Here is an 18,284-nt window from a genome sequence, read left to right on the forward strand (position 1 = left end):
CCTTCGGCATGGAAAGTTATAGGGGGAAACTAAGGGTGGGCTTACTTGAAGTCAAGGCACAGTTCGGGGGTGGCCGGAAGCGGTCAGGCCGTTTTGGAACCTTCACCGGTCGCGTCGCGGAGCAGGTCTTCGGTCAGGACCGTGCGCGAGGGCAGTCCCAGTTTGCGCAGCGCGCGCCCGACGTGGATCTCGACCGTCCGCGGCGACAGGAAGAGCCGCTCGCCGATCTCCCGGTTGGTGAGGTTCTGGGCGGCGAGCCGGGCGACCTCGAGTTCCCTCGGCGACAGCGTTTCGCCGTACCCCTTGCGGCCCCGCCGGGGCATCTCCGGATCACAGCGGCGTAGTGACCGTCGGCAGCGCAGCGCGTCCACGGCGGCGCCGAGGCCCGCGTACGCCGTCTCCCGGTGGTGAAGGAAGCGACGGCGCGTTCCCGCTCCCCGGCTTCGAGGAAGCATCCGGCCGCGAGTTCGTCGGCGTAGGCGGCGAAATACGGGAACGGCAGCGCGTGATAGGCCTGCGCGGCACCGAGCAGCAGATCACCGGCGGCGAGCGTCTCACCGCGGGCTTGGGTGAGCATTCCCCGGCACAACAACGCCGCCGCGTTGGCGACCGGCGTGTCCTTGCCGTCGATGCCCTGCCGGTACTCCGCGAGCAGTTCTCTCGCCTCGACGTGCTGGCCCAGCCCGAGCATGGTGCGCACGGCGAACGGCATCAGTTCGGCCGCCCAGACCCAGTTGTTCTTGCGGCGCACGGTCTCCAGGCCGTACTCGGCGAGACGCCGGGCGGCTTGCAGATCCTTGCCCGTCTGGTGGACCGCGACGCGGCCCGCGTACGCCGACGCCTGGATCGGGACGCTGCCGGCGGAAAGCGCGAACGCCGCGTCGAAGCTGCGCAGCGCCGCCATCGGCCGGTGCTGCCCGTATTCGTACCAGCCGAGCACGAGCAGCGGCTCGGCGGCGAGCGAGCTGTCCTTGTCGACCCGGGTCAGCATCGCCCGCGCCTTCTCGGCGACGCTCGACCACTCCCCCATCGCGAGATCCAGGCGTAGTTCCGTGCCGTCGGCCAGCGCGTCGAGGTAGGGCTGGTGATCGTCGCGGATCAGCCGCCGCGCGGTCACGAGGTAGACCCGCGCGACCGGGTAGTGCCCGTTCCACGCCACCGCGTCGGCGAGGTTGATGTAGGTGCGCGCCACCTGACGGCAGACCTCGGCCGACTCCGATGCCCGCGGCAGGTCGGCGATGTCTTGCCAGGCCTCGGGATCGCCGACCTGCATCCGCGCCGAAAGCCGGTTGGCGGCGATCGCGGCGAGCACCCCGGCGTCGGGTTCCCCCTTGCTCGCCCGTTCGGCCTCGTCGAGCCAGCGGAAGTTCTCCTCCACCGGGACCGTCCCGATATGCGGCAGCGCCAGGGTGACCAGCCCCCTGGCGAGCAGCGCCTGCCGCCTGCCGAGGTCGGCCGCGCCCAGTTCGATCTCGAGCCTGCCCGCTTCGACCTTGCCCACCTGGTTGATCAGCACCTGACCGAGGTGGACCCGGATCTCGCCGCGCGCGGCCTTGCTCAGCGGCCATTCCCGCAGGATCTTCCGCAGCAGCCGGACCGTGCCTGCGTGGGCGATGCTCCGCGGCAGTTCCCTGCCGAGCCGGACGGCGAACGACTCGCGCGCGGTCCGCGGCAGGTCCGCGTCCCGCAACGCCGCTTCGAGCAGACGGCTCGCTTCCTCGGTCCGGCCGTCTTCGATGGCGTTGTCGACGGCGACCCCGGTCCACTGTGTCCACGCGCCGAGATCGCCTGCCAGCCGCGCGTGGCGGGCGATCAGCGACGCGAAGGGTTCGGTGCCGGAGGCGAGCCGGGCGGCGGCGCGGCCGTGCATCGCGCACCGCTGAGGACCGGGAAGCAACGCGTAGACCGCTTCGGCGATCAGCGGGCTCCCCGAGGCATACCGGCCGCGGCCGAGGTCCCGCAGCAGTCCCGCTTCCACGGCTTCGGTGATGGCGTCGGCGGTCTCCCCGGACGGCGATGCCGCCACCGCGCCCAGATCCGCTTCCCCGGCGGACGATCCCAGCACCGCGGCCGCGCGGACGACGTCGCGCGCGGCCGGGCCGATCGCCGTCATCAGTCCGGCGACCCGGCTGCGCACGATCGGCGGCGCGGCCGCCGACGCCAGCCTGTCCGCCGAAAGCGACTCCGCCGTGTCACCGACGCTCTGCACCAGCGCGGTCAGGTCGACGGCGATCCCGGACGTCCGCCGGTGCGCCGCCTCGGCGAAATCCGGCGCGCAGCGGCCGAACGTCGCGTCCAGCAGGGTCCGCACCTGGACGGCGGTGAACGCCGGAAGCGACAGATACGCGGCGGTCTCCGGCATCGGCGGGAATCGCCGCGGGCCGCACGCCACCGAACTGACCACCACGCTCAGCGCCGCCGCCGGTGACGCCGCGAGACCGCGCAGGAACTCCCACGTGTCGTCGTCGGCGGAGTGGACGTCGTCGAGCATCAGGACCGCCGGGCCGCAGCCGGTCAGGACTTCGCGCACGGCACGAAGTTCCTGCTGCCGGACGGTCCCGGCGTCCGCGTTCTCCGGGAACGGCGGCAGCCACGGTGACCATTCGGGGATCAGCCGTCGCAGGACGCCGGTCACCGGGGAGAAGCCCGCCGCGTGGGCGGCGGCCACCTCGCTCTTCCCGAGCAGCGCGTCGACCAAGGGAGCCAACCGGCACGGCCGCGCGAAGGAACCGCAGCGGGCGGACCAGACCACGCGCGACGCGATCCCGGGCTGTGCGGCCAGTTCTTCGAGCAGACGGCTCCGGCCCACACCCGGTTCGCCCTCGACGACGGCGACCGACGGCGGGCTCGAGGTGACGCGCACCAGTTCGGCCAGTTCGGTGTCGCGGGCCACGAACACCGGTGCCGCACCGAGCGTCGGCATGCTCGGACCATACCGATAGGACACCCGCCGAAAGGCGGGAACACGAACAGTGACCACGGGCCGCACGCTTTCCGCTGGTCCACACCACCGGAGTCACGGCGTTAACTCGATCGGGTCACGCCGACCTGCGCGGCGCGGATCCCCGCATCGGTAATACGGACCCTTAGGTATTGCCGCGAACCTTGCCACGGCTCCCCCCTGAGGGTGAATCTCAGACTGTTCGCAGTGCCCTTCTGTCACATCGTCACAGCGCAAGTCCCCTGCCCGCGCCGGTCGGCCACCCATTCGGGTAGCCGAAGTCCTCACCTGTCCCCTCCGGGTAGCCAACCGCGCGTGCTTCGCGTTCGACCATCCAGTTAGGAGTGTTCCGACGGTGAAGACCTCATTCAGGCGCGGGCTGGCCACGGCCTGCGCCGGTGTCGCCGCGATGGTCGCCCTCCAGGCGCCCGCCTCCGCGGCGCCCGCGATCACGGCGGCCACCACGATCCCGATCACCATGCAAGCCCAGCAGAAGAGCAACTGGTGCTGGGACGCCAGCGGCAACACCATCGCCGCCTGGTGGGGGCATTCGATCACCCAGACGAAGTTCTGCCAGGTCGCGCACAACGAGTCCGGTTCGGACTGTGCGAACAACCAGGGCTACCTGAGCGATCAGCAGCGCGTGTTCCGGTGGCTCGGGTTCAGCAACGTCGGCACCTACAGCTCCTCGGGCCAGACGCTGAGCTTCGCCTCGATCAAGAGCCAGGTCGACGCGCGGCAGCCGATCGGCACCCGGATCGGCTGGAACAACGGCGGCGGCCACATGCACGTGCTCTACGGCTACGACAACACCAATGGCGCGACGACGGTCTACTACGGCGACCCGTGGGGCTCCAGCCCCCGCTACAACCAGATGAGCTACAACGCCTACCGGTCCAACAACTCGTTCACCTGGACCCACACCGTCTACGGGATCAAGGACTGAAACCATGAAGCGAACCTTCCTCAGCGCCACGATCCTCGCCATCGGACTGTCCTTGGCGCTCGGCGGCCAAGCCTCCGCCGCCGACGCCCCGGCCGGCGCGCCCACCGCCGCCGACCTCGCCGCGGTGTCCACAGTGGTCACCAGTGACGCGACCACGCAGCGGCTCGCCAAGGCCCAGTTCCCCGGCGCCGCCAAGGCGGACACGGCTCTCGCGGCCAGGACCGCCAAGGCCGATCCGCGCACCCCGGTGGCGGTCTACCAGCCGACCGCGGCCTTCATCGCCGGCACCTCGGCCGTGCCGGCGGAACTGGCCTACGTCGCCACTCCCGCCACCCTCGGCAACGGCGACGCGGCGACCGTGTGGTCGCAGCGCGAAGGGGCGGGCTGGTCGGTCTACAACGTCGCCTCGGGTGACGTCGAAAAGCGTCTCGCGGCGCGGACCGGCAAGGGCTACCTCCTGAGCGAACCGCAGGCCGGTGCCTGGTATTCGGTCGACGGGGACACGGTGACCGTCCTCGATGGATCTTCGGTGGCGAAGACCGGCGAGAAGATGACGCTCGCCGCCTACCGTGAGGCCCTGCAGAGCCGCTATGGCGACAAGCTGCCCGGCTCGACCTACGACCGCAGCGGTGCCGCCGGCGGTTACGGTGCCGCCCCGGTCGGCGACACCTCCGTGCCGTGGTGGCCCTACGCGCTCGGTGCGGTGTTCCTCGCCGTGGCGGGAGCGGCCGTCACGCTCCGGCTCCGCCGGCAGCAGTAGGAGTCGACGGGTGCCGGGATCTCACGGATCCCGGCACCCTTCGGCTAGGCGAAGGTGTAGTCCTCGATGGGGAAACTCCCCGCCTCCTTGATCGCGTTGAGGGTGGACGACGGCCGGAGCAACGTCGCCTCCCCGTGCGGGTTGAAGTAGTAGCTGTTCGCCGGAGCGCAGTTCCCGAGGGTGAAGATCGAGTCGCCGAGGCGTTCGGTCATCCGGTCGAGGAACGCGTCGTTGGCCTCCTGCGTGACCTCGAACTCGGTCGCGCCCCGCCGCCGCATCGCGCCGAAAAGCCGGTCCATATGCCGCATCTGCGTCTCGATGGTGGTGAAATAGGACAGTCCCGAGTAGGAATACGGGCTGTTGAGCGAAATGAAGTTGGGAAACTTCGGGATCGCGACACCCTCGTAGGCCTGGAACCGGTTCTCCCGCCACCACTTCCCGAGATCGCGGCCACCGCGGCCGATGATCTCGACCGCCGGGAAGTTCGCCTCCCACAGGTCGAAGCCGGTCGCCAGCACCAGGACGTCGATGTCCCGCCGCGCACCACCGGCGGTCTCGATCCCGGTCTCGTCGATCTTCGCGATGGACTTCGTCTCCAGGTGCACGTGGTCCTTGGTGAAGGCCGGGTAGTACTCGTTCGAGAAGGTCGGGCGCTTGCAGCCGAACGAATAGCGCGGCGTCAGATCCGAGCGCAGTCCGGGATCCCGCACCTGGCGGCGAAGGTGCGCCTGGCACCACATCTTGCCGAGCCGGTTCGCGATCGGCAGTTGCTTGTAGTGCAGGACACCGGAGACCATCATCAGTTCCAGCAGCGCGGTCCCGGTCAGGCGGGCGACCCGCTGGGTGAACGGGACCGCGGCGAACGCGCGCCGGACCGCCTTGGGCACCGGGAAGTCCAGCTTGGGGCTCACCCAGATCGGGGTCCGCTGGTACACGCTCAGTTCCCGCGCGACCTTCGCGATCTCGGGGATCAGCTGGACCGCGGTCGCACCGGTGCCGATCACCGCCACCCGTTTGCCCGCGAGGTCGTAGCCGTCGTCCCAGGCGGTGGTGTGGATGACCTTGCCGCCGAAGGTCCCGATCCCGGCGATGTCGGGTTTCTTCGGCTGGGAAAGGAATCCGGTCGCGGTGAGGAGGTACTTGGCCGTGACCGGCTCGGCGTCGGCGCGCGAGACCGTCCAGTGCGCGTTCGCCTCGTCCCAGACCGCGCCGGTGACAACGGTGCCGAAACGCATGTAGCGCCGCAGCCGGTACTTGTCCGCGACGTGTTCGGCGTACCGCTTGAGTTCCGCGCCCGGCGCGAAAAGACGCGACCAGTGCGGGTTCGGCTCGAACGAGTACGAGTAGGTGGCCGAGGGGATGTCGACGGCCAGTCCTGGATAGCGGTTCACATGCCAGGTGCCGCCGAGATCGGACTCGCGTTCGAGGATGAGCAGGTTGTCGTAGCCGAGCCGGTTGAGCTGGATCGCCGCGCCCATCCCGCCGAAACCGGCCCCGACGACGACGGCGTCGTACTGCGCGTTCATGCGTTTTCCTCCCGGTGGGTGTCCTGGTGGAGGCGGGCGCGGTAGCCGTCCCGCTCCGGCGAATCGGGGCGCAGGGCCCGGTCGTCCCGCATCAAGCGGCGGAAGGCGTTAAGCGCCGGTTCCGGCGTCACACTGGCGAGACTGGCGAGAGCGCCGACGTAGCCGGGCACGGCGATCTCCGCGGCGCGCGTGCGGACGGAACCCACCACGGCGTCGGCGATCCGGCCCGGTTTCACCTTCGGGATCGGCCGCATGTCGAGCCCCGACGCGAGCGCGGTGTCGACCGCCGAAGGCAGCACGGCGGAGACACTCACGCCGTGTGGCGCGTACTCCAGCCGGGTCGCCGCGGTCAGCCCGACGACGGCGAACTTGCTGGCGTTGTAGATCGCCAGTCCCTTGACGGGGAACTTCCCGGCCAGCGACGCGACGTTCACGATGTGCCCGCGGCCGCGTTCCAGCATGCCGGGCAGGGCCAGCCGCATGCCGTGGACGACGCCGAAGACGTTGACCTCCATGGTCGCCCGGTTCAGCGAGTCGGGAAGGTCGAGGAACCCGCCGTTCGGCATGATCCCGGCGTTGTTGACGAGCACCGCGAGCGGCCCGCTCGCCTCTTCGGCGTCACCGAGGAACGCGGCGAAGGAGACGGGATCGGCGACGTCGAGGTGATGCGCCGTCCCGCCGATGTCGGCGGCGGTGCGTTTCGCGGCCTCCAAGTCGAGGTCGCCGATGGACACGCGCGCGCCGAGAGCGGCCATCCGTTCCGCGGTCGCGCGGCCGATGCCCTGCCCCGCACCGGTGATCGCCACATGCGCCCCGGCGAGGTCGAGGTCCGGATACTTGCTCATGCGCGCACTCCCTCTCGTTCGAAGGCGTCGGCGACCAGGCCGGGCGCCGTCCTCAACGCCGTGGCGAGCACGTGGTCCCGCCGCCGTCCGTCCATGAAGTTGGCGCCCATGGCGGCGAGATCGGCCGGCCCCGGTTCGATCCGGACCACCCGGACGCCCGCCGCGCGCAGCCGCCGCGCCTCGTCGTCGACGCGCCTGGTCATCGCCGTCCGCAGCAGGCGTTCCAGCCGGGCCGGACCGCGTGCCGGGGCCCCGCCTTCGCTGCTCATCGGCGCGATGAGCACCACCTCGCCGACGTCGTGCCCCAGCAGGAGATCGGCCGAGGTCGGCGAAACGGTCCCGCCGTCGAGCAGCGGACGTCCGTCCACAACGGACGGAGGGAACCAGCCGGGGATCGCCCAGGACGCGGCGATCGCCTCGCCGAGCCGGGCGGACGGCGCGCCCGCGGCGCCGAGCACGACCCGCCCGCCCACCGGATCCGTGGCGATCAGCCAGGTCGCGGGATGCGGTACCCAGCCGCCGGGCGCCAGCGCGTCCCCGAGTTCGCGGAGCCAGCCCGCGTCTCCCCTGCCCTGGGGAAGCAGTCCCGCGAGACCGGCGAGCGTGTCGACGTCCCGGCGCAGCGCGGCCCGGGCCAGCTTCGCCGCGGGCCACCGCGGGAACGGCACCGGCGGGAACCGGCTCGGCACCCGCCGGACGTGGGCTGCGACGACGGCGTCGCCATCGGTCGTGCCTGCCAGCGCGCCGAGGATCGCCTTCGCCGGGATCCCCGCCCCGAGCATGGCCACCGCCTCGGCACCGGCCGAGGTCCCGACCAGGACATCCGCCTCACGCGGGTCCCAGCCCGCCCGGGTGTGCAGCGCGTCGAGAACCGCCGCTGTCCAGGCGAAGCCCAAGGTCCCGCCGCACCCGAGCACCAGCGCTCTTGCGGAATGACGTGTCATTTCCGGAACGGTATGTCATTTGAACGTCCGGGGCAATAAGCTGGCGGGATGACGACGGAGACCCCGGTCAGCAGGGCCGCACGGAAGAAGCAGGAACTACGGCGCGAGATCGTGGAGACCGCGTTCGACTGCTTCGCCGAACGCGGCTACCACGCGACGGGGATCGCCGACATCGCCGCGCGGCTGGGCATCGGGCACGGCACCTTCTACCGCTACTTCCAGAACAAGCGGGACATCGTCGACCACGTGATCACGGACCTGGTCGGGAAGGTGGTCGCCTCGCTGGCCGCGGACAACGCCCCCGACGCGGTCAACAGCCTGGCCGAATACCGCAAGCAGAGCGCGAGGATCGGCGACGCGCTCGCCCAGATCTTCGGCAGCGACCCGCGGATGGCCCGGTTCCTCCTGCTCGAGGCCGCGGGCATCGACGCCGAGATGCGGGAGCGGGTGCTGGACTTCTACGAGACCGCCGCGGAGCTGACCGCGGGCTACCTGCACCACGGCGTCCACCTCGGTTATCTGCACGAGGACCTGGACGTGGACGCCACCGCGCGCGCGATCAACGGGATGATCCTCGCGTCGGTGCTCTCCGGGCTGCGGGACCCGTCACCGGACGGGCAGGCGGCGATGAGCAGGGCCGTCCGCCGTGTCATGTACGACGGGATCGCGACGCGTCCCTAGCGAACCGGCCGGCCGGTCCGGTTACGACACACCAGCAGGCGGGGGCCCGGCGTTGCTGGTGCCGGATTCCATGGAACCGGTCCCGGACGCGCTCGTCCAGCAGCGAAAACGCAGACTTTCCCCGACGAAAACGAACCTCAGCACTTGCGCAGCGTCTGACCTGGCGACTCGCCGTAGATCGCCCGGTACTGCGCACTGAACCGGCTGCCGTCCAGGAATCCCCATTTCGCCGCGATACAGGTGACCGTCGCGCCTCCGCAGGGTTCCGCGTCGCGGAGCTCCGCCCGGATCCGGTCCAGCCGGACCCGGCGCAGATAGGCCATCGGGGTGGTGTCGAGATGGCGTCGGAACGCCAGCTGGAGGGCGCGCACCGAGACCCGGCAGGCGTGGGCGATGTCGGCGACGCCGAGGTCGAGATCCGGATTCGCCTCCAGGAAGGCGATCCCGCGGCGCACGGTGTCCGGGACGGCGTCCCGGCGGTCACCGGGCCGTGGGCCGGTGGTGCCCGCGGTGAAGGTGTCCAGGGCGACGGCGGCCATCAGCCGCCCAGCCGCGCCGAGCACGAGCGGGCCGTTCTCCGCGTCCGGATCGGAGAACATCCCGGTGACGTACTCGACCGTCTGGCGCCATCGCTGTGCCTTCGCCCGGCTCACCGGTTCGTAGCGCAAACGCCCGACCGTTCCGCCGTCCTGCGCCGGGTCGATCCCGGTGAACAGCGCCAGGTCGATCCCGGTGACCTGCAGCCGCGCGCCGTGCATGCCCGTCCGATAGTCGTGACCGGGGTGCGGGCCCGCGAACACGTCCCCGGGACCGAGCCGTCGGTGGCCGATGCCGTCGTCGATCTCCAGCACCCCGCCCAGCACGCGCAGCAGCACGACCCTGCCCAGCGGCTGGACGGCGACCTCCGTGGTCAACGTGTTGTGCAGGAAGTCGAAGTGCACGTCCCCGAGATCACAGCGGTTGTGCTCGAAACGGTAGTTTTCGACGGTACCCCGGACCTGCAACCGGTTGTCGCGGTAGGCCTCGGCGATCAAGGCACGCGCCTGCTCCGGATCGGTGGTCGCGAATTCCGTCACAATCGGTTCGTGCACCGGACCACGCCTCTTTTCCGTTCACCGTAACGAAAAATCCGCTCACCGGAACGCTACCGCCAAGCGGCGGGCGCTGCCAGGGCGAGTCGGCGTCATCGGACTGGTCGGAATGGCTCACCCGCGCGGCCGAGGATCGCCCTGGCGCGCAGTTCGACCGGCCGGTCCACCATCCGGCCGTCCACCACGGCCACCGAGCCGTCGCCCACGAGCGCGACCACTTCCTTCGCCCAGGCGATTTCGCTTTCCGACGGGGACAATCCCCGGTTCGCGACGGCCACCTGACGAGGATGGACACAGAGTTTTCCGGTGAAACCCAGGGTCTTGGCGTGGTCGAGATCCGCGACGAGCGCGGCCTCGTCGTCGAGTGCCGTGGTGACCCCGTCGATCGGGGCCGCCTTCCCCGCGGCCGCCGCGGCGACGACCAGCGCGTACCGCGCGTACCGCAACGCCTCGTGCGACAGGTGGTCGACGCCGAGCTGGGCGGCCAGGTCGACACTCCCGAAAGCGGGCCGCACCACCGCGTCCGCGCCGCAGACCGCCACCGCGTCGGCGATCCCCGCCGCCGTCTCCACCAGCGGGAGGATCGGCACGCCGGGCAACCGTCCGGCGAGCGCGTCGATCTCGGCGCGGTCTTCGGCCTTGGGGAGCATCACCGCGAGCGCGCGGCCGACACTCGCGACATCCTCGTGATACCAAGGGGTTCCTGCGGCGTTGAGCCGGACGACAGCCGGATGGCCTTCCGCCAGCCAAGCCCGGACGTGCTCCCGCGCGGTCTCTTTCCGGTCGGGTCCGACGGCGTCTTCGAGATCGAGGATCACGACGTCGGCGCCGCTGGCCGCGGCCTTGGCGAACCGGTCCGGCCGGTGACCGGGGACGAACAGGAAGGTCTTCGCACGGCCGAGGAGATCGTTCATCGGCCCAGGCTCCGCACCGTTCCGGCCGCGGTCCGCCGTCCGTGGCGGTCACGCACGGCGGTGACGGTCTCGTCCGCTCCGGCTTCGGCCCGGACGATCATGCCCTGGTGGTCGAACAACGGCGAGACGAGGCGGTAATCGAAGGCCAGTCCCCCGCCGATCCCCTGCCTCCGCGCGGCCTCGGCCATCGCGAGCGCCTGCAACGGCCCGTGGGTGAGCAGCCCCGGATAGCCTTCGACGTCCCGGACGTAGTCGCGGTCGTAGTGGATGCGGTGGGCGTTGTAGGTCAGCGCCGAGAAGCGGAACAGCAGCGTCGGCGAGACGCCGATCGCCCATTCGTCTTCGGCCACCGGCACCTCCGGCTCCTCGGCGGCTGCTTCGGCGGGGCCGGAAGCCGCGTCGCGATAGACGAGATCCTGTTCCTCGTCGACCACGACCCGGCCGTCCTGGACGATCTTGTGCCCGGTCACGACGAAGGTCAGCCGTCCGGTCCGGCCCTGTTTCTCCTGTACGGAAAGCACTTCCGTCCGCCGGGTCGCGGGCAGTCCGCACCGCAGCGGTCCGAGCGTCCGCACCCGCCCGCCCGCCCACATCCGGCGGCGTCCCGGCTCCGGCGGCGCGGGGATCGTGGCGCGGACCGGATGCCCGTCCGGCCCCAGATCGGCCTGCGCGGGCCGGTCGAGCAGGTACAACCAGTGCCACAGCAACGGCAGGCCGTCGCGCTCCAGTTCCGGCATCTCGACGTCGAGCAGTGAGCTCAGCGCCTCCGCAGGGCCCGGCTGCGGAACCTCGGCCACTTCCCTCACCCTCGAACCTCCTCGCCGGGACCGAACTCGGCCCGGATCGACTCGTTGTGCGCGCCCAGCGCGGGAACCGGCCCCATCACCGCTTCCCGGCCGGCCACTTCGACGGGCGGCAGCAACGCCTCCAGCGCACCGGCCGGGGTGTCCACCGAACGCCAGCGGTTCCGCGCGGTCAGCTGCGGATGCCGGGTGAACTGCTCGGGCGTCCGCAGCCGGGCGTTGGCGATCCCGGCGTGCTCCAGCAACTCGCCGACCTCATCGGCTGTCGAACCTTTGAATGCCTGTTCGAGGATCGCGGTGAGTTCTTCGTCGTGGGCGACGCGGTCGTCGTTGGTCCGGAAGCGCGGGTCGTCGACGAGGTCCTCTTGGTGGAGAACGTCCCGGCAGAGCACGACCCATTCCCGTTCACTTTGGACACTCAGGAAGACCTTGTCGTCACCGGTGCCGTACGGCCCGTACGGCGAGATCGACGGATGTGACGCCGCCGTGCGCCGCGGCGATTCCCGCCCGTACCGGGAGAAATAGGCGGGCTGGCTCATCCATTCGCCGAGCGAGTCGATCATCGCGACGTGCAGGCTCGCGCCCTCGCCGGTGCGCTCGCGGTCGTAAAGCGCGGTGAGGATGCCGGTGTAGGCGTACATCCCGGTGGCGATGTCGGCGATCGAGATCCCCGCCTTGGCCGGGGTCTCCGGCGTCCCGGTGGACATCACGAGCCCGGTTTCGCACTGCACCAGCAGGTCGTACGCCTTCTTCGTCCGATATGGACCTTCGGGACCGTAGCCCGAGATCGAACAGTGGATCAGCTCCGGGCGTTCCGCGCGCAGGGTTCCGGCGTCGAGTCCGAGCCGTTCGACCGCACCGGGGACGAGGTTCTGCACGAACACGTCCGCCCGGCCGATCATCGCGCCGAGCAGTGCCCGATCGGCCGGATCCTTGATGTCGAGTTCGACGCTTTCCTTGCCCCGGTTGAGCCAGACGAAGTAGCTCGACTGGCCGTGCACGGTCCGGTCGTAGTCGCGCGCGAAGTCTCCGACGCCCCGGCGTTCGATCTTGATGACCCGCGCGCCCAGGTCGGCGAGCTGGCGCGAGGCGAACGGCGCGGCGACGGCCTGCTCCAGCGCGACGACGGTGATTCCCTCGAGTGGTTGGCGCATACTGCCTTCCTTGGTGCGTCAGGACGGGATGCGGTGCCGTTCGATCAGCTGGCGCGCGATCACGCCCCGCTGGATCTCGTTGGTGCCCTCACCGACGATCATCAGGGGCGCGTCGCGGAAGTACCGCTCGACGTCGAACTCCGTCGAGTAGCCGTAGCCGCCGTGGATGCGGACAGCGTCGAGCGCGATCTCCATCGCGGCCTCGGAAGCGAACAGTTTCGCCATCCCCGCCTCCAGGTCCGCTCGCTCGCCCGAGTCGTAACGTCGTGCCGCGTGGTGCACCAGCTGGCGCGCGGCCTCGAGCTTGGTCGCCATGTCCGCAAGATAGTTGCCGATCGACTGGTGCTGCCAGATCGGTTTGCCGAAACTCTCGCGTTCCTGGGCGTAGCGCAGGGAATCCTCCAACGCGGCCCGTCCGACGCCGAGCGCCCGGCAGGCGACCTGGATCCGGCCGATCTCCAGGCCCCGCATCATCTGGGCGAAGCCGCGCCCCTCTTCGCCACCGAGCAGTGCCGTGGCCGGGGCACGGAAGTCGTCGAAGGAGAGTTCGCAGCTCTCGACGCCCTTGTAGCCGAGTTTGGGTAGATCCCGCGAGACCTGGAAACCCGGCCCTTTCTCCACCAGCAGGACGGAGATCCCCTTGTGCGCCGGTTCGGCGGCCGGATCGGTCTTGCACAGCAGCGCGACCAACTGCGACCGCCGAGCGTTGGTGATCCACGTCTTGCTGCCGTTGACGACGTACTCGTCGCCCTCACGCCGCGCCGTGGTGCGGAGGGCCTGCAGATCCGAACCGCCGCCGGGTTCGGTGAGGGCCATCGTCGCGCGGATCTCGCCCGTCGCCATCTTCGGCAGGTAGGCGTCCTTCTGCTCCTGTGTGCCGTACGTGGCGAGGAGTTTCGCGACGACGGTGTGGCCGCCCATCGCGCCGGCGAGGCTCATCCAGCCGCGCGCTAGCTCCTCGGTCACCAGGGCGTAGCACTGAGCGGAAACCTGGGTCTCGCCCCAGGGCTCGGGCACGGCCAGCCCGAAGACGCCCATCGCCTTCATCTGGTCGATGAGCTTTTCGGGATAGGTGTCCGTGTGGTCGAGCTCTTGCGCGACGGGCCGGACCTCGCGATCCACGAACTCCGCCACCAGTTCGACGATCGCGGCCTCTTCTTCGGTCATGTGATTATCATGAGCGATGATGACAGGGTAAGTGAAATACCTAATCGTGATCGCCGCATACCGGACCGCGATGGCAGGGGACGACGGTGGACCTCAAGCAGCTCAAGGCGCTGGTGACGGTCGCCGAGGTCGGTAGCGTGACCCGCGCGGCCGAGCTGCTGCACCTCGTCCAGCCCGCGGTCACGCGGCAGATCCGCACCTTGGAGCAGGAACTGGGTGTGTCGCTGTTCGAGCGGACGCGCCACGGGATGCGCCTGACCGAGGCGGGCACGACACTCGTCGAACGGGCCAGGCGGGCCCTCACCGAACTCGACCGGGCCAGGGCCGAACTGGCCCCGACCCCGGGGGTGGTCACCGGGATCGTCACGGTCGGCCTGCTGGAGAGCGCCGCCGAGCGGCTCGCGGCGCCGTTGACGACGGCCGTGCTGCGCGACCATCCGGGTATCGAACTGCGGCTGCTCACCGCGTACTCGGGGCATCTTCAGCGGTGGATCGACGACGGCGACGTCGATCTGAGCCTGCTCTACAACCTGACCAGTACGCCGTCGCTCAACGTCCGGCCGCTGGTCCGCGAACGGCTCTGGGCCGTCGCTCCCCCGTCGGCCGGACTGGATCCCGCCCGGCCGGTCCCGTTCGCCGAGGTGGCCGCGCATCCTCTCGTCATGCCGTCCGAGGGGCACGCGCTGCGGACCCTCATCGACGGCGCGGCCCGTGAGGCGGGCGCCGAGACGGAGGTCACCGTGCAGACCAACTCCATGACGCTGCAGAAACGCCTCGTCCTGGGCGGGCACGGCTGGACGATCCTGCCCGGCATCGGCATCGCCGCGGACGTCGCCGACGGCACCTTGAGCGCGGCCCCGGTCGCCGAACCGGAGGTCTGGCGCACGGTGGTCCTCGGCATGCCCCGGACCGGCCGTGTCACGCCCGCCGTCGACGCCGTCGCGCGGGCACTGGTCCAGCAGATCCACCAGACCGTGCGGGAGGGCGAGTGGCCCTCGGCCCGGCTCTGGGAAGACCGAACAGGAGAAGGATGACCACGCTCCCCCGCACCGGCCACGCCGTCGCCACCGACGGCACCCGGCTGGCGTACCAGTGGCACGGCACGGGCAGGCCGCTCGTACTGCTGGCCGGGCAGGCGAACGACCACACCTGGTGGGACCGCACGCGCGGAGATTTCCCAAGCACGATCACCATGGACTACCGCGGCACCGGTGCCAGCGACGCACCCGATTCCGCCTACTCCACCCCGGGTTTCGCGGACGACGTGATCGCGGTCCTCGACGAACTCGGCGTCGCCGAAGCCGACGTCTATGGAACCTCGATGGGCGGCCGCGTCGCACAGTGGGTCGCCGCGCGGTATCCGGACCGGGCGCGGCGGCTCGTCCTCGGCTGCACCTCGCCGGGCGGCACGCACGGTGTCGAGCGGTCGAACGACGTGCGACTGGCCCTCGCCCGGCGCTCCTCCGTCGAGGCACGGGAAACGTTGGAGAACCTGATGTACACCCCCGCGTGGCGGGCCGCGAACCCCGGCCCGTACCGGGTGCTGGGCGCCCACGGCATGCCGCCGCACGCGGTCCGCGGACATCTCGTCGCGAGCAACACCCACGACGCCTGGGACGCGCTTCCGGAGATCACGGCGCCGACCCTGGTCCTCCACGGCGACGACGACCTGCTCGCACCACCGGCGAACGCGCCCCTGCTGGCCGGCCGGATTCCCGGTGCGCGGGTGCGTCTCTTCGCCGGGGCGCGGCACGCCTACTTCGACGAATGCCGTCCCGAGGCGAGCGATCTGGTCAGCGACTTCCTGGGTTAGACCGTGCCGACCGGCTATGTGCCCATCGCGGATTTCTCTTTCTCAACCGGGGGGGGATCTGACGGTCCAACTGCTGTCCGGGGCCGTGATGCGGCGGGCATCTCCAAACCGATTCTGTTGTGGGGTGAGGGATTGCCGTTTTTTGGCGATGGGTGGCACGGCTTTCGACAGGAGCGGCGATCACGGTTGCTGTTGTTGGAGCCGACTTGGGACCAGTTTCACGATCGGACCATAGCCAGATTTCGGCAACGGCCGAGAACGCGGCAGTTCGTCGGGCACTGTCGCTGCCATCAGGAGATCCACCGCCGCACTGGCGTCGTGGCCGTTTCGCGGCAACGGTTCAGAATGGTGGTGGTTCCTCAGTAGGGCGGGGTTCGTGCAGCGGTGGCGGCGCGCTGTCATAGGACTGCCCAGTAGGCGTGGTGATGGTCAGGGTGCCGTCAGCCGCGAGCCGGTAGACCCACCCAGGTTCATCCTTCAGCCGATGATCACGACGGCAGAGGTCGATCAGCTCATCAGCATCGGTATGGCCACCGAATTCCCACGGCACCGAGTGGTCGAGATCGCAGGCCTGCGCCGGCCGGTGACAGCCCGGTCTTCGGCACTCACGATCCCGCACCCGAACAAACTCGCCCAACCCCGCCGACGGCCGATACCGATCCCGCCCCAAATCCAGCACCTGCCCGGACAACGGATCAGTGATGATCCTGCGTAGCACTGTGCCCGCACCGGTGCTATCTCCCGCGCCAGCGTGGCTGGGATGTGACCGTGCCCGGCCAGCTCGGCCGGATCATCCTTCACCCCCAGATACGTGAACAAATCCATATACAAGAACACTTCCGCCCGTTCGGCCTTGCCGCCCTGACCACCCAACAAGAGATCGAGCGCCACATCCGCCCGCAACTGGTCCAGAGTGCGAGTCTCCCCACCGGTCTTCAACGCCCGGGCCTCACGATCGATCCGCGTATAGGCGGCGGTCACCTTCTCCACCGGGCCGTCCTCGACCTCGATCGACGCCACCCCCGTCTCACCCTGCCTCACCGTCAACCGGCGCCCCTCACGGTGCCGCTCCACCCGCCGAGCAGCACCCTCGCGATCCACCGTGATCGCCGCATGACCCGCCGCCTTCCGAATCTGATCCGAATTCTTCCCCGGCAACCGATCCTCCAACAACGCATCAGCGGCGAGCGCGTTCTCATCCGACAACCACGCCGTCGCCGCCGCGACCTTCATCGCCCCGAACCCACTCAGCTTCCCTTGGTCCATCAACCCCAGAGTCCGGGGCAGACGAGTGGTCAAGGCTTCGGCGGCGGCGACCATCGCACCCGCATGACCGTCCACAACAGACAACGCGAAAGCGACCTCCTGCACCACACTCCGCGCACCATCCCGATGCCGCGACAACTGCGCGATCGCCCGAAACCGCACCGCCTCCAACCGCGCGATATCAGCCGACACAGCCTGCGCCAGAGCGACACACTCCTCGTCGCCCAACGTGCGAGGATCAGGAATTTCCTTCAAGGGAGCCATAAAGGCTTCAGCAGTAGCCACCCGACGAACCTACAACCAGCCACCGACACTTTCCGGAAACCGGGAGAACCAACACTAGTCCAAATCGAGCAAACCTTCGGCGCCGTTCTCGAGCTGCCGGGCCATTTCCACCGACCGGGGCAGCATGGTCTTCTCGTAGGCGGCGACCGCATCGCCGATCGTGACGGAGCCGGCCAGCGCGAGGGCGAGTTCGCAGGCGTCGAGCATGGCCAGGTTGGCGCCGACGCCGAGCGGCGGCATCAGGTGGGCGGCGTCGCCCAGCAAAGTCACCGTCGGCGAGTGCTCCCACGTGTGCGGGACCGGGAGGACGAACAGCGGGCGATCGATGTACGGCCCGTCGTTGTCGGTGATCATCCGTAGCATCTTCGGCGCCCAGCCCGAAAACGTGTCGAGCAGCCGGGTGCGGAGCTCCGGGGTGTCGCCGGCGCCGACCCAGTCCACGGGCAGGCGTTGGACGATGTAGACCCGGATGTGGTCACCGCCGTTGCGCTGGGCGAACAGGCAGCGGTCGCCGTCGGCCGCCATGGCGCTGCCCTGACCGACGAGGGCGGAGAGCTCGGGGTGTGCGTTCTCGACGTCGTCGAACCAGGCTTCCAGAAAGGTGATCCCGGCGTACTCCGGGACGGCCGAGGACACCGCCGGGCGGACCCGCGACCACGCGCCGTCGGCGCCGATGACCAGATCCGTTTCGACGGTCGTACCGTCCATAAAGGACAATCGCGAGCCGTCGACCTTGTCCAGCGCCCGCCCCCACCGCACGGTGCCCGGCTCGAGCGAGTCGAGCAGGAGGTCGCGCAGCCGTCCTCGGTCGATCTCCGGCCGGAAGAGTTCCCCTTCGTCCGGGACGTGGTGCTCCAAGAGGTTTCCGGCGGGATCCAGTTTGCGCATCTCCTGCCCTTCCGGACGGGCGAGCGCGAAGAACTCGTCGAGCAGACCCGCCTCGCGCAGGGCGAGCTGGCCGTCGTCCGCGTGCAGGTCGATGGTGCCGCCCTGGTTACGGGCGTGGGGATGCGGGTCGCGGTCGTAGACCGTCACGGGGATGCCGTGCTTCTGCAGGATGCGGGCGCAGGTCAGGCCGCCGGGGCCCGCTCCGATGATGCTGATCGTCATGAACCCAGAAAAGCAGAACGAGTTAAAAAGTGCAACGA

At 69.8% G+C, this 18,284-nt stretch carries 15 protein-coding genes and 2 pseudogenes; 5 read left to right on the forward strand and 12 right to left on the reverse strand.

The features are described from left to right. Positions 1-83: 83 nt before the first annotated feature. Positions 84-455 carry a helix-turn-helix transcriptional regulator gene (locus ACLJPX_RS38525; RefSeq protein WP_410605317.1) on the reverse strand — a complete coding sequence of 124 codons (372 nt, stop codon included), beginning with the start codon at positions 453-455 and terminating at the stop codon, positions 84-86. A 2,006-nt stretch (positions 456-2,461) separates the two neighbouring features. Then, positions 2,462-2,923: pseudogene (locus ACLJPX_RS38530) on the reverse strand (AAA family ATPase); the annotation flags it as partial. Positions 2,924-3,296: 373 nt separating this feature from the next. Between ACLJPX_RS38530 and ACLJPX_RS38535 the strand changes: the two are divergent. Next, positions 3,297-3,887, forward strand: coding sequence for a papain-like cysteine protease family protein (locus tag ACLJPX_RS38535; protein WP_101608626.1), 591 nt, complete (start codon positions 3,297-3,299; stop codon positions 3,885-3,887). A gap of 4 nt (positions 3,888-3,891) precedes the next feature. Then, the gene (locus ACLJPX_RS38540; protein WP_410605209.1) at positions 3,892-4,647 is read left to right on the forward strand and encodes a hypothetical protein; all 756 of its coding nucleotides are present in this window, start codon (positions 3,892-3,894) and stop codon (positions 4,645-4,647) included. Positions 4,648-4,691: 44 nt separating this feature from the next. Here the strand turns inward: ACLJPX_RS38540 and ACLJPX_RS38545 are convergent, their stop codons facing one another. Genes ACLJPX_RS38545 through ACLJPX_RS38555 form a run of 3 tightly spaced genes read right to left on the reverse strand, consistent with a single transcriptional unit; the run spans position 4,692 to position 7,962 of the window. Next, complete coding sequence (locus tag ACLJPX_RS38545) at positions 4,692-6,173, reverse strand: flavin-containing monooxygenase (protein WP_410605210.1); 1,482 nt, start codon at positions 6,171-6,173, stop codon at positions 4,692-4,694. Further along, positions 6,170-7,018, reverse strand: a complete 849-nt coding sequence (locus tag ACLJPX_RS38550) for an SDR family oxidoreductase (RefSeq protein ID WP_410605211.1) — start codon at positions 7,016-7,018, stop codon at positions 6,170-6,172. The genes ACLJPX_RS38545 and ACLJPX_RS38550 overlap by 4 nt, the downstream gene beginning before the upstream one ends. Then, a complete protein-coding gene (locus ACLJPX_RS38555; RefSeq protein ID WP_410605212.1) occupies positions 7,015-7,962 on the reverse strand; it encodes a patatin-like phospholipase family protein in 948 nt (315 codons plus the stop codon). The genes ACLJPX_RS38550 and ACLJPX_RS38555 overlap by 4 nt, the downstream gene beginning before the upstream one ends. Positions 7,963-8,010: 48 nt before the next feature. Between ACLJPX_RS38555 and ACLJPX_RS38560 the strand changes: the two genes are divergently transcribed. Then, the gene (locus tag ACLJPX_RS38560; protein ID WP_410605213.1) at positions 8,011-8,643 is read left to right on the forward strand and encodes a TetR/AcrR family transcriptional regulator; all 633 of its coding nucleotides are present in this window, start codon (positions 8,011-8,013) and stop codon (positions 8,641-8,643) included. Between the two features lie 137 nt (positions 8,644-8,780). Here ACLJPX_RS38560 and ACLJPX_RS38565 read toward each other — a convergent pair whose 3' ends face one another. The 5 genes from ACLJPX_RS38565 to ACLJPX_RS38585 form a co-directional block, all read right to left on the reverse strand. Then, positions 8,781-9,734: a helix-turn-helix transcriptional regulator gene (locus ACLJPX_RS38565; RefSeq protein ID WP_410605214.1), complete on the reverse strand. Its 954-nt coding sequence runs from the start codon at positions 9,732-9,734 to the stop codon at positions 8,781-8,783. A gap of 92 nt (positions 9,735-9,826) precedes the next feature. Next, a complete protein-coding gene (locus tag ACLJPX_RS38570) occupies positions 9,827-10,648 on the reverse strand; it encodes an HpcH/HpaI aldolase/citrate lyase family protein (protein WP_410605215.1) in 822 nt (273 codons plus the stop codon). After that, positions 10,645-11,445 (reverse strand): MaoC family dehydratase N-terminal domain-containing protein, encoded by an 801-nt coding sequence (locus ACLJPX_RS38575; protein WP_410605216.1) that lies wholly within the window; start codon positions 11,443-11,445, stop codon positions 10,645-10,647. Before ACLJPX_RS38575 ends, ACLJPX_RS38570 begins: the two co-directional genes overlap by 4 nt. A 5-nt stretch (positions 11,446-11,450) precedes the next feature. Beyond that, positions 11,451-12,605: a CaiB/BaiF CoA transferase family protein gene (locus tag ACLJPX_RS38580; RefSeq protein WP_410605217.1), complete on the reverse strand. Its 1,155-nt coding sequence runs from the start codon at positions 12,603-12,605 to the stop codon at positions 11,451-11,453. A gap of 18 nt (positions 12,606-12,623) precedes the next feature. Beyond that, positions 12,624-13,772 carry an acyl-CoA dehydrogenase family protein gene (locus ACLJPX_RS38585; protein WP_410605218.1) on the reverse strand — a complete coding sequence of 383 codons (1,149 nt, stop codon included), beginning with the start codon at positions 13,770-13,772 and terminating at the stop codon, positions 12,624-12,626. Positions 13,773-13,858: 86 nt separating this feature from the next. On the opposite strand from ACLJPX_RS38585, the gene ACLJPX_RS38590 reads away from it, so the two are divergent. Both ACLJPX_RS38590 and ACLJPX_RS38595 read left to right on the forward strand, forming a co-directional pair. Continuing rightward, positions 13,859-14,806 carry a LysR substrate-binding domain-containing protein gene (locus ACLJPX_RS38590; protein ID WP_410605219.1) on the forward strand — a complete coding sequence of 316 codons (948 nt, stop codon included), beginning with the start codon at positions 13,859-13,861 and terminating at the stop codon, positions 14,804-14,806. Continuing rightward, complete coding sequence (locus ACLJPX_RS38595; RefSeq protein WP_410605220.1) at positions 14,803-15,585, forward strand: alpha/beta fold hydrolase; 783 nt, start codon at positions 14,803-14,805, stop codon at positions 15,583-15,585. Before ACLJPX_RS38590 ends, ACLJPX_RS38595 begins: the two co-directional genes overlap by 4 nt. Before the next feature lie 340 nt (positions 15,586-15,925). On the opposite strand, the pseudogene ACLJPX_RS38600 reads toward ACLJPX_RS38595, so the two are convergent. After that, positions 15,926-17,115, reverse strand: a pseudogene (locus ACLJPX_RS38600) (DUF222 domain-containing protein). A gap of 75 nt (positions 17,116-17,190) precedes the next feature. Beyond that, the gene (locus tag ACLJPX_RS38605) at positions 17,191-18,246 is read right to left on the reverse strand and encodes an FAD-dependent oxidoreductase (RefSeq protein ID WP_410605221.1); all 1,056 of its coding nucleotides are present in this window, start codon (positions 18,244-18,246) and stop codon (positions 17,191-17,193) included. Positions 18,247-18,284 lie beyond the last annotated feature (38 nt).

It is taken from the genome of Amycolatopsis sp. lyj-90 (assembly GCF_046549035.1).
Taxonomy (GTDB): domain Bacteria; phylum Actinomycetota; class Actinomycetes; order Mycobacteriales; family Pseudonocardiaceae; genus Amycolatopsis.

Coding starts and splice junctions, on each gene's coding strand:
- ACLJPX_RS38580 (WP_410605217.1), bottom strand. CDS start 12,605: ATGCGCCAACCACTCGAGGGAATCACCGTCGTCGCGCTGGAGCAGGCC.
- ACLJPX_RS38540 (WP_410605209.1), top strand. CDS start 3,892: ATGAAGCGAACCTTCCTCAGCGCCACGATCCTCGCCATCGGACTGTCC.
- ACLJPX_RS38525 (WP_410605317.1), bottom strand. CDS start 455: ATGCTTCCTCGAAGCCGGGGAGCGGGAACGCGCCGTCGCTTCCTTCAC.
- ACLJPX_RS38570 (WP_410605215.1), bottom strand. CDS start 10,648: ATGAACGATCTCCTCGGCCGTGCGAAGACCTTCCTGTTCGTCCCCGGT.
- ACLJPX_RS38585 (WP_410605218.1), bottom strand. CDS start 13,772: ATGACCGAAGAAGAGGCCGCGATCGTCGAACTGGTGGCGGAGTTCGTG.
- ACLJPX_RS38595 (WP_410605220.1), top strand. CDS start 14,803: ATGACCACGCTCCCCCGCACCGGCCACGCCGTCGCCACCGACGGCACC.
- ACLJPX_RS38605 (WP_410605221.1), bottom strand. CDS start 18,246: ATGACGATCAGCATCATCGGAGCGGGCCCCGGCGGCCTGACCTGCGCC.
- ACLJPX_RS38555 (WP_410605212.1), bottom strand. CDS start 7,962: ATGACACGTCATTCCGCAAGAGCGCTGGTGCTCGGGTGCGGCGGGACC.
- ACLJPX_RS38545 (WP_410605210.1), bottom strand. CDS start 6,173: ATGAACGCGCAGTACGACGCCGTCGTCGTCGGGGCCGGTTTCGGCGGG.
- ACLJPX_RS38550 (WP_410605211.1), bottom strand. CDS start 7,018: ATGAGCAAGTATCCGGACCTCGACCTCGCCGGGGCGCATGTGGCGATC.
- ACLJPX_RS38560 (WP_410605213.1), top strand. CDS start 8,011: ATGACGACGGAGACCCCGGTCAGCAGGGCCGCACGGAAGAAGCAGGAA.